12 protein-coding genes are annotated in these 13,859 nt (G+C 67.1%); all 12 read left to right on the forward strand.

What is annotated here, in order from left to right; translation table 11 throughout:
• Positions 1–185: 185 nt before the first annotated feature.
• The 12 genes from VPA02S_RS16030 (at position 186) to wrbA (ending at position 13,814) form a co-directional block, all read left to right on the forward strand.
• Positions 186–3,047 carry an ATP-binding protein gene (locus VPA02S_RS16030; protein WP_062364768.1) on the forward strand — a complete coding sequence of 954 codons (2,862 nt, stop codon included), beginning with the start codon at positions 186–188 and terminating at the stop codon, positions 3,045–3,047.
• A gap of 166 nt (positions 3,048–3,213) precedes the next feature.
• Positions 3,214–4,257 carry a LysR family transcriptional regulator gene (locus tag VPA02S_RS16035; protein WP_062364769.1) on the forward strand — a complete coding sequence of 348 codons (1,044 nt, stop codon included), beginning with the start codon at positions 3,214–3,216 and terminating at the stop codon, positions 4,255–4,257.
• Positions 4,258–4,376: 119 nt separating this feature from the next.
• Entirely contained in the window at positions 4,377–5,345 is a 969-nt protein-coding gene (locus VPA02S_RS16040; protein WP_015865467.1) for an alpha/beta fold hydrolase, read from the forward strand.
• A gap of 36 nt (positions 5,346–5,381) precedes the next feature.
• A complete protein-coding gene (locus VPA02S_RS16045; protein WP_015865468.1) occupies positions 5,382–6,245 on the forward strand; it encodes a hypothetical protein in 864 nt (287 codons plus the stop codon).
• A 21-nt stretch (positions 6,246–6,266) separates the two neighbouring features.
• A complete protein-coding gene (locus VPA02S_RS16050; RefSeq protein WP_062364770.1) occupies positions 6,267–6,968 on the forward strand; it encodes a dienelactone hydrolase family protein in 702 nt (233 codons plus the stop codon).
• 88 nt (positions 6,969–7,056) lie between these two features.
• Entirely contained in the window at positions 7,057–7,680 is a 624-nt protein-coding gene (locus VPA02S_RS16055; protein ID WP_015865470.1) for a glutathione S-transferase family protein, read from the forward strand.
• A 201-nt stretch (positions 7,681–7,881) separates the two neighbouring features.
• Positions 7,882–8,904 (forward strand): glutathione S-transferase family protein, encoded by a 1,023-nt coding sequence (locus VPA02S_RS16060; RefSeq protein WP_018904414.1) that lies wholly within the window; start codon positions 7,882–7,884, stop codon positions 8,902–8,904.
• Positions 8,905–9,016: 112 nt separating this feature from the next.
• Entirely contained in the window at positions 9,017–10,420 is a 1,404-nt protein-coding gene (locus tag VPA02S_RS16065) for an amidase (RefSeq protein ID WP_062364771.1), read from the forward strand.
• On the forward strand, positions 10,417–11,304 hold the full coding sequence (locus VPA02S_RS16070) for a tryptophan 2,3-dioxygenase (RefSeq protein WP_015865473.1): 888 nt from the start codon (positions 10,417–10,419) through the stop codon (positions 11,302–11,304). The genes VPA02S_RS16065 and VPA02S_RS16070 overlap by 4 nt, the downstream gene beginning before the upstream one ends.
• Before the next feature lie 168 nt (positions 11,305–11,472).
• Positions 11,473–12,153: a nitroreductase gene (locus VPA02S_RS16075; RefSeq protein WP_062365376.1), complete on the forward strand. Its 681-nt coding sequence runs from the start codon at positions 11,473–11,475 to the stop codon at positions 12,151–12,153.
• 31 nt (positions 12,154–12,184) lie between these two features.
• Positions 12,185–13,135: a ring-cleaving dioxygenase gene (locus tag VPA02S_RS16080; protein WP_062364772.1), complete on the forward strand. Its 951-nt coding sequence runs from the start codon at positions 12,185–12,187 to the stop codon at positions 13,133–13,135.
• Positions 13,136–13,184: 49 nt separating this feature from the next.
• The gene (wrbA, locus tag VPA02S_RS16085) at positions 13,185–13,814 is read left to right on the forward strand and encodes an NAD(P)H:quinone oxidoreductase (RefSeq protein WP_015865476.1); all 630 of its coding nucleotides are present in this window, start codon (positions 13,185–13,187) and stop codon (positions 13,812–13,814) included.
• Positions 13,815–13,859: the final 45 nt, after the last annotated feature.

Consider the following 13,859-nt stretch of genomic DNA (forward strand, 5'->3'; position numbering starts at 1 on the left):
GCGTCCGGCCGTCTTGTATCTCGTGCGGCCCGAATGGCTGCGGCCTTCATCTTCTTGACTGGATCATCGAATGAAAAAATCTGCGCTCGAGGCATTTCCCAACGCGAGCAAGCGGGTCGTCGCCGTCCGACGCCGCACGGGCCTGCCCGCGGCGCGGGCGTTGCGAGGGCTGACGAGTGGGTGACATGTACGGCATCGCGGCGCGCTCCACGTCATCGCAGGCGCATGCCGGCGCGTCGCAGGGGCCGAGCGAGGTCCGCTGGCGCTTTGGCGCGTTCATCGTCTGGGAGGCCCAGCGCCGGCTCGAAAGACTCGGGCAGAGCGTGCGCCTGGGCTCCCGCTCGTTCGAACTGCTGCTGCAACTGCTCAGGCGCGTGGGCGAAGTCGTGGGCAAGGACGAGCTGCTCGCCACCGTCTGGGCCGGGGTGGTGGTCGAGGAGTCCAGTGTGCGGGTCCACATCTCCGCGCTCCGCAAGGCCTTGGGGGAGCCGCAAGACGGGGACAACTGCAAGGAATGGATTTCGAACATTCCCCTGCGCGGCTACCGGTTCAATGGAACGGTTTTTCGCGAACAGGTCGGCATGCCGACCGAGGATCGGCCGGGGGCGGCGGCCCTGGCGTTCGCGAAGCTGCCGGAGCGCCTCACCCGGCTTGTGGGCCGCGACGCCGACATGGCGCGCGTGCTGGCGGCGCTCGCCACGCGCCGGCTGGTCACCATCGTCGGCGCCGGCGGCATCGGGAAGACCCGTGTCGCCATCCATGCGGCCGATTGCCATGCTGAACGCACGGCCATGCAATTGGCCTTCATCGATCTCTCGCCGCTGGTCTCGCAGGCCCATCTGGCGAGCACGGTGGCCCGGTCGCTCGGCGCGCCGCCGGACACCCCCGACACGACGCGGGCCATCCTCCAGAGGCTGGCGGACCGCGATGTGCTCCTGCTGATCGACAACTGCGAGCACATGCTGGACGCACTGGCGCCGCTCATCGCCGAACTGCTCGGCGCCCTGCCCGACCTGCGCGTCCTCGCAACCAGCCGGGAGGCCATTCGCATCGAGGGAGAACACGTCGAGCGGCTGTCGCCGCTCGCGGTGCCCGACGCGCAGTGTGCCGACCTGGCCGAAGCCATGGCGTCGCCGGCGGTCGAACTGCTGGTCGAGCGTGCGAAGGCCGTGGGTGCCCGCGCGTTCGAGGATTCCGATGGCCGGCTGCTCGCCGCAGTCGCCCGGCAGGTGGACGGCATCCCGCTCGCCATCGAACTGGTGGCTGCACGCCTGGGCGTGCAGCCGATCGGCGATCTTGCGTTCCGGCTGAATGACCACATGCGGCTCTATTCCGCGGGCAGCAGGGCCGTCCTGCCCCGGCACAGCACGCTCGCGGCGGCGCTGGACTGGAGCATCGCGCTGCTGGACGATGCGGAACTGCGGCTCTTCCGGCGGCTCTCGGTCTTCCGGGGGCGCTTCGATGTCGAGTCGGCGCTGAGCGTCACCCGGGCGGACATGGACTCCGAAGTGGCGTTCGATGCATTGATCTCGCTGGCGAACAAGTCGCTGGTGTCGTTCGACAACAGCGACGCCATCGCGCCCTACCGGCTGCTCGACACGACGCGAAGCTACGCCGCCGCGCTTCTCGCGCAAACCGATGAAGGCCCGGCAATGCGGCGGCGCCATGCGCTCTTCATGCGCGAGCTGATGGGCGCCGCGACCTCGGATTCGGGCGAACTCACCGTGCAGGCCTGGAACGCGCGCTACGCGCACCGGCTGGACGACGTGCGCAGTGCGTTGGACGACTGCCTGGCGCAGCAGGACGATTGGGAGACCGGCGCCGCGCTCACCATCGCTTCGGCGCCCCTGTGGTTTCACGTCTCGCAGGTCGAGGAGTACCGTGACCGGGTCATCGCCGCGCTCGCGTGCCTCGCGCAACAGCCGGGCACGGGCACGGAGACAGAGGCCTGGCTGCAGATCGCACTGGGCAATGCGCTGTGGCACACACGGGGACCGGTACCGGAAATGGGCGCCGCCTACGATCGGGCGCTTGCTGTCGCCATGTCGGCCAGCTCGGTCGTGCTGGAGCTTCAGGCCCGCTGGGGCATCTGCGTGCTGCATGCGATCCGCGGCGAGTATGCGGCCGCGTTGCACCACTCGCAGGTGCTGTTCGAATTCGCGCAATCGACGCCCGACCCCGCCGCGCTCAACCTGGCGCACCGAATGACCGCGCTGGCGAGTCACTTCTGCGGGGATTTTTCTGCGGCGAGTGCCGGCGCCCAGGCGGCGATCCTTGTGGGCAGCACCGTGCGCCAGACGCCCGTCAACTTGTTCCAGGTCGATGCCGCCGTCGCATCGAATGCCTTGCTGGCCCGCACGCTCTGGCTCCAGGGCGATGCGGCGAAGGCCATGGCTACCGCCACCCGAGCGGTGGCTCTCGCCGAGGCCGGGGGCAATGCGCTGTCTCTGTGCTTCGCGCTGTTCGGCACATGCCCCGTCGCCCTCTGGTCGGGCGAGCTGGAACTGGCGCGCAAATGGGTTCGCATGCTGCTGGACGAGGCCCAGCGCAGAGGGCTGGCGTACTGGCACCAGTGGGCACACTGCTATGCGCTGGGCCTGCAGGCGCGCACCGCGGACGACCGGGACCGCCATGTTCGCCGAGTCGCGCAGCAACTCGACGATTTCGACGCGCCACGCAAGGAAATGCTGGTGACCTTCTGCGCCGACTGGATCGACGACGAGACGATCGCGCGCGCCGGTGCCGGGCACGGCCAATGGAGCGCGGCCGAGACCTGGCGCGCTGCGGGCCGGCGTTGCGAGCAGCGCGGCCTCGACGATGAAGCCGAGGCGTTCTACCTGCGTGCCATCGGCACCGCCAGGCAGCAAGGCGCGCTGGGATGGGAATTTCGTGCGGCGATCAGCGCCTCCCAGCTGTGGGTTCGCCGGGGCAAGGCGAAGGACGCCCTCGACCTGCTGGACGAGGTCTGCGCGCGCGCGGCACCTCGGGGCGAGCACCCCGGCCTTGCGCAAGCCCGCGCACTGCGCAGCGCACTCTCCCGGAACTGAAAGACTCCACGGCCGCATCCGTCGCATGCGTACGGCGCCGGATAGCCGGCCATAACAAACATTGACAGGGCTTAACTGGCCCCGGCACCGCTTTGCGCGCAGAGTGACCACTTCGCTTTCATGGGGGATCCGGGACTCCCGATCCCTCGAACCGAGAAGCCGACTCATGACAACCTCTGCCCTCCCTTCGCCCTCTTCCATCCCCCTCGCGCCACGCGCGGATCCGCTGGCCTCCAGCTTCGCCACCAGCTATGCCGGGGTGGTCGCCTTCATCGCCGTCGTCACGGAAGGCAGCTTCGCACGGGCCGCCGACCGGCTGGGCATCGGTCGCTCGGCCGTGAGCCGCAGCGTCCAGAAGCTGGAAGACCAGCTGAACGTCCGGCTCTTCCTGCGCACCACGCGAAGCACCACGCTCACGCGCGAAGGCGACCTCTTCTACGCCAATTGCCACACCGGGGTCGACCGGATCGTCCAGGCCGTGGAAGAAATGCGTGACCTGCGGCAAGGCCCGCCCCGCGGGCATCTGCGCATCAACGCCGCAGTCGGGTTCGGCCGCCGGGTCGTCGCACCCCTGCTGGGCGAATTTCGCGCGACCTACCCAGAGGTCACCATCGACCTGTTGCTGAACGACAAGCCGACCGACTTCACCTCCGACCGTGTCGACATCGCGTTTCGCAACGGCCGCATGGAAGACGCCCAGATCATCGCCAAGCAGATCATCCCGATGCAGCTGCTGCTGTGCGCCTCCCCCGCCTACCAAGCGGCCCACGGACTGCCCGACAGCATGGAAGCCCTGGCCCAGCACGAGTGCATCAACTTCCGCTTTTCATCCGGTCGCATCTTCGAGTGGGAGTTCAAGGTCGGGGGCCATCCACGCAAGCTCGTGCCACAGGCCAAGCTCACCTACAACGACGCGGACCTGGTGCTGCAGGCCGTGCTCGACGGCCACGGCATCGCCCAGCTGCCGGGCTACCTAGCCTGCGAGGCGCTGAGAATGGGTGCGCTGGTCCCGTGCCTGACACAGTACGCACCCGACGACAGCGGTCACTACATCTGCTACCTGAGCCGGCAGCACCTGCCTTCGCGCATGCGCGTGTTCATCGACTTCATGACCTCGAAGATCCGGGCCGCCGACCTGGACTGCCTCACCGACCTCAGCCCGAAGCTGCACGCCGACGCCGGGATTGGTGCCGAGGCGACAACAGCGTGAGTCCCTGCGCAGGCCTACCCCCTCGCCTTCGACGAACCTAGCATTTCAATCGTTCCACGGGCTCTGACGCAGCGCTCGCGCACCGTGGTCCGACGTTTCAATTTCAACCGCAGGAAACCATGAAGACCACACAGAATCCTTCGCGCCGACACCTGATTGCGACTGGCGCTGCCGTCGCCACCGGCACCCTCGCTTTCGGCATGCAGGACGCAGCCGGCGCAGCAACCCGCATCCGGCCGACCCAAACTCCGAGCCCCTCGAGGACTGGCAGCACCATCACCACCCCCGACGGCACGCAGATCTACTACAAGGACTGGGGCGAAGGTCCCGTCGTCACCTTCTCCCACGGCTGGCCGCTCAACGCCGACGCATGGGACGGACAGATGCTCTTCCTGGCGCGCAACGGCTTTCGCGTCATCGCGCACGACCGACGCGGGCACGGCCGCTCGAGCCAGTCTTCGTCGGGCAACGACATGAACGGCTATGCCGACGACCTCGCGGTTCTGTTTGAGGCGCTCGACCTGAAGAAGGTCACGATGGTCGGCCACTCCACCGGCGGCGGCGAGGTGGCGCGCTACATCGGGCGCCACGGCAGCAAGCGCGTGGTCAAGGCTGTGCTCATCGGCGCAGTGCCGCCGGTCATGCTCAAGTCCGCGGCGAATCCCGAAGGCCTGGCGATCGAAGTGTTCGACGGCCTTCGCGCCGGGGTCGCCGGCGACCGCTCGCAGTTCTACAAGGAGTTCGCCATCCCGTTCTTCGGCGCCAACCGCCCGGGCGCGAAGGTGTCGCAGGGCATCCTGGACCAGTTCTGGCTCTGGAGCATGCAATGCGGGCAGAAGAACTCCTACGAGTGCATCAAGGCCTTCTCCGAAACCGACTTCACCGAAGACCTGAAGAAGATCGATGTGCCCACCCTGGTCATGCACGGCGAGGACGACCAGATCGTGCCCATCCACGACTCGGCGAAGAAGTCCGTGCAGCTGATCAAGGGCGCCAGGGCGATCTACTACCCCGGTGCGCCGCACGGGCTCACCGCCACGATGCAGGACAAGATCAATGCGGACCTGCTCACCTTCCTCAAGAGCTGAACCACGCACACGACTGACCGACCTCGAACTTGCACCATGCTGAATCTATTGCTGCAAACCACCATCGAAGGAGACCCGGACGACTGGAACATTGCGCGCTTCAGTCGCCTGAGTTCGTTTCTCTCGCAGCTGCAGGACGACGACGGTCGGCCCGCCTTCCGGGTGACCGCCCGCGACCGCGCGCCGCGCGCGGCTCCCGACCCCGTGCTGTCGACGCTGGATGAATCGGACTTCGACCAGCTCTGGCTCTTTGCCGTCGACACCGGCGACGGCCTGACACCGGAAGATTGCGCAAGCATCAGCCGATTCCGCCGTCGCGGCGGCGGCCTCATGGTCACGCGCGACCACATGGACTTGGGCAGTTCGATATGCAACCTGAGCGGCGTCGGCGCCGCGCATCACTTCCACAGCCGCAACTGCGAGCCCGATACGAATCGCCAATGCGTCGACAACCCGTTCTCGGGAGCCATCTCGTGGCCCAACTACCACTCGGGCGCGAACGGCGACTACCAGCGCATCCGATCGGTCGGCAGCATTCACCCGGTGATGCGCGACAGGCGCTCGGCCACGGGTGTGATCCAGTACCTGCCCGCGCATCCGCATGAAGGCACGGTCGGCGTACCGCCCGGCGATTCGAGTTGCCGCGTCGTCATGGAAGGGCAGAGCTCGGTGTCCGGCAGGCGCTACAACATCGCGGTCGCGTTCGAGCGCTCCGAGCACGGTGGTCGGGCCATCGCGCAGTCGACCTTTCATCATTTCGCCGACTACAACTGGGACCCTTCGGCCGGTTGTCCTTCCTTCGTGGCGGAACCGGCCGGCGATGGAATCATCCGCTTCTCCGAAGCGCTTCGCTCCACGAAGCAGTACGTGCGCAACGTCGCGCTCTGGCTCAGCGCCTGAGCAGGCATCCAAGGAAAAGCAATGCACGACCCGCTGCAAATCACCACCACCCGCGGCAGCTTCACCGCGTACGTCGCCCGTCCGCAGAAACTTCCCGCGCCAGCCATCGTCGTCATTCACGAAGTCTTCGGAGTCAATGCCGACATGCGCCAGTCCTGCGACGAACTCGCGGCGCAAGGCTATCTGGCCATCTGCCCCGACCTGTTCTGGCGAATCGCGCCGGGCGTCGACCTCACCGACCGCACGGAAGCGGAACGCGCGCGGGCCCTGGCGCTGTACAACGCCTTCGATCTCGATGCCGGTGTGAACGACATCGCCGCCGCCCTGCAGGTCGCCCGTGCCATGCCGGACGCCACGAGCAAAGTCGGCGTGGTCGGCTACTGCCTCGGCGGCCTGCTGGCCTTCCTCACGGCCGCACGCGTGGGCCCCGACGCAGTGGTGGCCTACTACCCCGGCAACGCCGACAAGTACCTCCGGGAAGCGGACCAGATCGCCAGCCCGCTGAGCGTTCACCTCGCGGAAAAAGACGAATACATCCCGGCCGACGCACAACGGGAGATATCGGCTGCCTTGAAGGGGCGCCCGCAGGTGCAGGTCTACAGCTACCCGGATCGCGGCCACGCCTTTGCACGGCACCGCGGCATCGCCTACGACGCCGAAGCGGCGGCCCTGGCCAACGGCAGGACCGCAGCCTTCCTGGCCCTTCATCTGCAGCCGCGCTGAACTTTCCGGCGCCTCGGTAGCGGCAACGGCTTTCTCCAGCGAAAATCCGCGGACGGCCTTCGCGGGCCACCACTTGACGGAGTCAACCATGCTGCGTCTCTATGACAGCCGCCTGTCGGGCAACTCGTGGAAGATCCGCATCCTGCTGAGCCAGCTGGGCCTGGCGTACGACCGCGTCACGCTCGACCTGCAGAAAGGCGAGACGCGCGAATCCGCGTTTCGCCAGATCAGCCGTTTCTCACGCGTGCCGGTGCTCGTGCTCGACGATGGGCGCCCCATCGTCGAATCGGGCGCGATCCTGCTGCATCTTGCCCAAGGCACGCCCTACCTTCCCGACGATCCGTATCCGCGAGCGGAAGTCACGGGCTGGCTCTTCTTCGAGCAGGCCGACCTCCAGAAGGCCATTGCCGTCCCGCGCGTGCTCCACTTGCACGGCCTTGCGCATGAAAGGCAGCAGGACATCGAGCGGCTCCAGGCCGAGGGGTACGCAGGCCTCGAAAAGCTGGAGCAGTGGCTGCTCGGCCATGCATGGCTCGTCGGCGATCACTACACCGTGGCCGACCTCGCACTCTCGGCCTACGTTTCGCTGGCCGGCCAGGGCGGCTACGACATGGCGCGCTTTGCCGGCATCCGCGAGTGGCTGGTGCGCGTGCACGGCCAGCGCGGCTGGGTGCCGCTGATTCCCGAAGACGGCCAGGCCGCCCGCCGCTGAGCCGCTCCCTTTATCGTTCGGCATTCCGGGACCGTGCGTACAAGGTCCGACGCCTTCTCAACCACCCCTCGCCTCCCTACGATTTGCCTACGTTCTTCCTGAACCGGATCGAACGCAAAACCGCTCATTGATTGTTGGCTGGTGTGCCTGCCGCGCAGGCAGATGAGGAATGTGATGACGAGTCGTGCCTCCCTGATCCAAATGGCCGCCGCCGCGCGTGCCACCCTGGCGGACCCCGCCCGCGCCACCATCGTGGGCGGCCGTTCGGAACCCCGCTTCGAGCTCTTCCATGCGGCAAGCTCGCTGTGCTCGCAGAAGGTGCGCACGGTGCTGCACGAGAAGGCGTTCTCGTACCGCTCCAACGACATGCGGATCCTGAGCACCATGGAAAGCGACGGATTGGTGGCGGCCGAACACTACAGCCCCGCCTACATCCGCCTGCGCCTGGTTGCCGCGCGCGAGCTCCACAGCGAATACGTCAGCGGCTACAGCGGACGGACATCGGTCGAAACGGAAGGCTTCGATCCCTGCGTGGTGCCATTGCTCGTCGACTACGACACCGGCCGCGTGCTCGCCGATTCGCAGCGCATCTGCATCTACCTCGACAGCGTATCGCACGAGCCGGTCCAGCTCGTTCCCGATGCACCCGATGCGCGCGCCGAGGTGATGCGCCAGGTCGGCATCGTCGACAGGATTGCGAACGGCGCGCTGCTCTACGGCTTTCATCCGGATGCGGATCTGCGGCCCGAAGCGCTCAAGGCTTCGATGCAGACGGTCTACGACTACAAGGTCATGGCGCTGGAGCGCCTGATTGCCGACAACGCCGGCGAGCCCGAGCTGGTGGCGGCCTACCGCGCCAAGATCGTGAAGGAAAGCGGCGGCAAGAAAGTGTGCCGCGATCCGGCCTTCCAACGCGCCGCGCGCGAGCAGACGAGGCAACTGCTGATCGGCCTGGAGCGCGACCTGGCCGCAGGTTCGTTCGCCTGCCTGAACGGAAACGCCTTCTCCCTGGCCGATGCGTTCTGGGGCGTCAACCTGGTGCGCCTGAACTATCTCGGCCTGGGGTCGATGTGGGATGCGCTTCCCCATGTCGCGCGCTATGCCGATGTGCTGGCCAGGCGGCCTTCCCTGTGCAAGGAAGCGATCCAGGCGTCGCTCGATTCGATGCCGCATTCCCGCTACATGGATGCCATGGCGGACTGCCGGTCCGAAGTTCCGGCCTGAGGTCCCGCGCGGCGCAGCGAAGCCGCTGCGCCTTCCACTCTCGTTTCCTCACCCGCCACGCCGTGATGGCGGGTGCGGCCGCCCCATGGCTTTCCGAGCCCGGAGAAAAACCTTGAACGCCGATCGCCCGCCATCTCCCGTGGTCCCTTCCGCATCCAGCCTGCGCCACGCGCTCGACGCCCTGGCCGCCCGGCGCATCACGGCCGTGGCCCTGATCGAGCAGGCACTCGAGGCCGCACAGGCCAGCAAGCGCGACCTGCGCGCCTTCGCCGCGATCGACCGGGACGGCGCGCTGGCCGCCGCGGCAGAAAGCGACAGGCGCTATGCGCAAGGCCGGCAACGGCCGCTGGAAGGGCTGGCCATCGGCGTCAAGGACCTGATCGACACCCAAGGCATCGAAACCAGCTACGGCTCGGCCGCCTACCTGGGGCACCTTCCGGACGCCGACGCCGACGTGGTGCGCGCGCTGATCGAGCGCGGCGCCATTCCCGTCGGCAAGACGGCCACGCATGAGTTCGCATGGGGCGTGACCACGGCCAGCGCCACCTTCGGCGATACCTTGAACCCGCTGGACCGCACGCGCATTCCCGGCGGCTCCAGCGGCGGCGCGGCCGCGGCGATTGCCTGTGGCGCCGTGGCGGCCGGCCTTGGCACGGACACCGGCGGATCGGTGCGGATCCCGGCGGCGCTGTGCGGGGTCGTCGGCTTCAAGCCGAGCTTCGGCGCACTGCCCACGCGCGGCATCTTTGCACTGGCACCGACGCTGGACCACCCGGGCTTTCTTGGCGCGACGGTCGACGACGTCGCGCTGCTGGCGGGCGCATTCCACATCGAAATGCCGCAGCACGCCGCTTCTCCATCTGCGCGCCTCGGGGTGGTGCGCGAGATCGCGCCCGTGCCGCCGAGCGCCGAAGTCGCGTCCGCGTTCGACACCGCGGTTGCGAAGCTCGGAGAATTCCTTGCGTGCACGACCGTCGATGCGCCCGGACCGTTCGACGGCGTCTTCGAAGCCTTTGCGCACATCGTCCTCACCGAGGGCGGCGTCGAGCACTTCCGCCGCAACGCCGCCGATCGCATCGCTACCCACTACGGCCGCGAAACCATCGAGCGGCTCGAGCGCGCCAAGAGCATCACGCTGGGCGACTACGCGCGCGCGCAGCAGGCGCGGCGCGACTTCACCGCCCGGCTGCATCGCGCCATGTCGCAGCTCGACTACCTCGTGCTGCCGACCTGCCCCTGCACCGCGCCGCAGGTGAATCAGGCATCGATCGATATCGGCCATTGGTCGGGCACCGTGCGCGAGGCGCTGATGACCTACACGGCGCCTTTCAACGTCGCGGGGTTCCCGGCCATCTCGATTCCCCTTGCCGCCCGCGACGGCCGCCTGCCCGCCGGGCTGCAGATCGTGGCGAAGCCTGGCCGCGACGGCGCCCTGCTGCAGATCGCACAGCAGATCGAAGGCCTCATGCACACCGGCACATCGACGCATCCCCCTACCACCAGGAGCACACCATGAGCAACACCCCCACCCTTGCGGCCATCGAACGCCCCGCGTCCGGCCAGACACCCTACAGCGCATGGATGCAGACCGACACCTTGCACTCGCTGCAGCGTACCGTCAGCGACCACCCGGGCGAGCACGCCTGGATCGTGCATGTGCAGGTGTCCGAGCTCTACTGGATGCTCATCATCAAGGAGATCCAGTCGGCCCAGGCGTTCCTGCGGGCCGACGACCTCCCGCAGGCCTGGCGCACGTTGCAACGCGTCGTTGCGCACCATGCGCCGCTGGACGCCATCTGGCGCTCGATCGACTGGATGACGCCGAACGACCTGCTCGCGATCCTTTCACGCGCGGTCGCCACGCACGGCAAGGACACGGCGCTGCAAGGCTGGACCTACCGGCAGATGGTCTATCTGCTGGGCATCAAGCAGGCCGAGCACCTGCAGCATTTCGAGCCCCAGCCCCATCGCTGGGAACAGCTCAACAAGGCGCTGGCCGAACCCAGCCTGTACGACGACGTGCTCGCCTTCCTCCGGCGCCGGGGGCTGGGCGTGCCGGCCGAATTGCTGGCGCGCGACCTGGCCGCGCCCTACACGCCCCGCAAGGAGGTCGAAGAGGTCTGGCGCCAGATCTACGCCGACCCCAACGCGAACATCGAGCTCCAGCAGCTCGGCGAGACCCTGGCCGACATCGCCGAGGGCTTCTGCAACTGGAAATTCCGCCACCTGATGGCGACGCGGCGAACCTTCGGTGCGCGGCCGGCCTACTTCGGCACCGAAGGCGTTGCGTGGCTCGTGCCCACGATGGACGAGATTCCTTTTCCCGAGCTCTGGTCGGCGCGCACCTTCATCGGTGACCCGCCGCCCGCGTGCCCGCACATGGCCCGGCAGGGGAAATGAAACACCCGATCGTTCGCGATTTCCGGACCGTGCGTGCAAGAAGCAACGGCTTCTCAGGCGCCAGCCGCCTCCCTACGATTTCCCCAGCGTTCACGAGATCGCGTGAACCCAATAACAAGACTTCAAGAGACAACCGTGTCAGCCAACCTACTGATGGAGATTCTGGAAATGAATGCGGCACCTTTCATCGATAACCTCATCCGGGATCGACGCAGCAAGCGCGGCTTTCTCGATCGCCCCGTTCCCATCGACACGGTGAAAGACATCCTGTCGACCGCGAGCCATGCGCCCAGCTCGAGCAACACGCAGCCCTGGCGCTGCTATGTGGTGACCGGCGAAACGCGCGACCGCGTCACCCGGGCTGCCGTGGCGGAGTTCCGCGCCAACCATGCCACGCTGGCGCCGGAATACCCCTTCTTTCCCCAGCCGCTGCACGAACCGTACGGCACGCGCTTCAACACCTTCCGCGGCCAGCTCGGCGATGCGCAAGGCGTGCACCGCAGCGACAAGGCCGGCCGCCTGCGCGACGTGGAGCGCCAGTTCCTGTTCTTCGATGCGCCGGTCGGGATCATCTTCACGATGGACCGCCGCCTCGAATGGGCCAGCTTTCTCTGCTACGGCTGCTTCCTGCAGAACGTCATGCTGGCCGCCAAGGGCCGGGGCCTGGACACCTGCCCGCAGCAGATCTGGTCGCTGCAGCACCACTTGCTGCGCGCGGAACTCGGCATTCCCCAGGACGAGATGGTGATTGCCGGCATGTCGATGGGCTGGGCCAACAACGGCATGCCGGAGAACCGCATGGCCCTGGAGAAAACGCCGGTCGAGCAATTCGCGTCGTTCGCCCAATAACCACCAACCACATCCATACAAGGGTACTCACATGTCGATCATCAAAGGCTTTCACCACCTGACCGCGTGCGTCAGCGGCGCACAGGAAGACGTGGATTTCTACGTGAAGCTGCTGGGCCAGAGCCTGGTCAAGAAAACCGTTCTGCTGGACGGCGACGAGCCGGTCTACCACCTCTACTACGGCAATGCGCAGGGCGATGCCGGCACGCTGGTCACCTCGTTCCCCTTCAAGCAGAAAGGCGTGAAGGGGCGCCGCGGCTCGGGCCAGATCAAGGTCATCAACTACTCGGTTCCCACGGGGTCGCTGGATTTCTGGCGCGAACGCTTCGGCGCCCGCGGCGTGGTCTTCGACAAGGCCGTGGTCGAGCGCTTCGGCGAGCAGCGCCAACGCTTCCAGCACCCCTGCGGCATCGAATTCGATCTGGTGGCCTCCGGCAACGACACGCGTCCGCCCTGCATTGCGCACGACATTCCGGCGGAGTTCGCGATCCGGGGCGTGCACAGCATCACGCTGTCGCTGCGCGAGGTCGATGAATCCATCATCTTCATGAAGGAGGCGCTGGACTTCCACTATGCCGGCCAGTCCGGCCCGCACCACCGCTTCGAAGCCGCCGACGGCAAGCCCGGCACCATCGTCGAGTTCGTGCACGAGCCGGACCGCCTGCAGGGCTCGTCGATCTACGGTGAGGGCACGATCCACCATGTGGCCTTCGCGGTGGACAACGTCGAGCAGCAGATGCAGATCAAGGAGAAGCTGATGTCGATGGGCCACATCGACACCTCCGAATCGGTCAACCGCAACTACTTCCGCTCGATGTATTTCAAGATGCCGGGCGGCGTGATGTTCGAGGCGGCCACCACCGACATCGGCTTTGCCATCGACGAAGAACCCGGCCACTTCGGCGCCGAGTTCCAGCTGCCGCCATGGCTGCGCGAGCGCAAGGACGAACTGCTTGCGCGCCTGGAGCCCATTGCCGTCTGACGGCACGCAAGACACCTTCCACCTTTTTTTCTCCAACACAGGCCAACCCATGTCCAAACCCAAGGTCCTCATCGCTTTCTATTCCCGCAACAGCTCCACCGAGCTTCTTGCCAAGGCCGTCGCCCAAGGCGCCATGGCCGAAGGCGCGGAAGTGCGCCTTCGCCGCGCGCGGGAGTTCGTCGCACCCGAGGTCATGCGCCAGGTGCCCGAGTGGTCCGAGCGGGCCAGCGAGATGAACGCCAAGTACGAAGCCCCGACCGAGGCGGACGCCGATTGGGCCGACGCCATCGTCTTCGGCACGCCGACGCGCTTCGGCTCCATTGCCGCCGAGCTCAAGGCCTACATCGATTCGCTCGGCGGCCTCTGGTTCCAGGGCAAGCTCAACGGCAAGGCCGGCTCGGTGTTCGGCTCGACCTCTTCCAGGCACGGCGGCAACGAGGCGACGCTGCTGTCGCTCTACGGCCCGATGGCGCACCTGGGCCTGATCATCGTGCCGCTCGGCTATGCCGATCCGGCCATGTTCGCGGCGGGCACGCCCTACGGTGCGACCCACGTCTCCAACCGCGATTCGGTGATGCCCGGCGCCGAGGACCTGGCCGTCGCGACCTACCAGGGCCGGCGCGTCGCCACGGTGGCGCGGTCGCTGCGCGTGGCGCAGCCGGTGCCGGAAGCCGCCTGAGACCGGGATAGCGAACGGGGAGCCGCAGCGCTATCCTCGGCGGCA

The sequence above is a fragment of the Variovorax paradoxus NBRC 15149 genome (assembly GCF_001591365.1).
In the GTDB taxonomy this organism is placed as follows: domain Bacteria; phylum Pseudomonadota; class Gammaproteobacteria; order Burkholderiales; family Burkholderiaceae_C; genus Variovorax; species Variovorax paradoxus.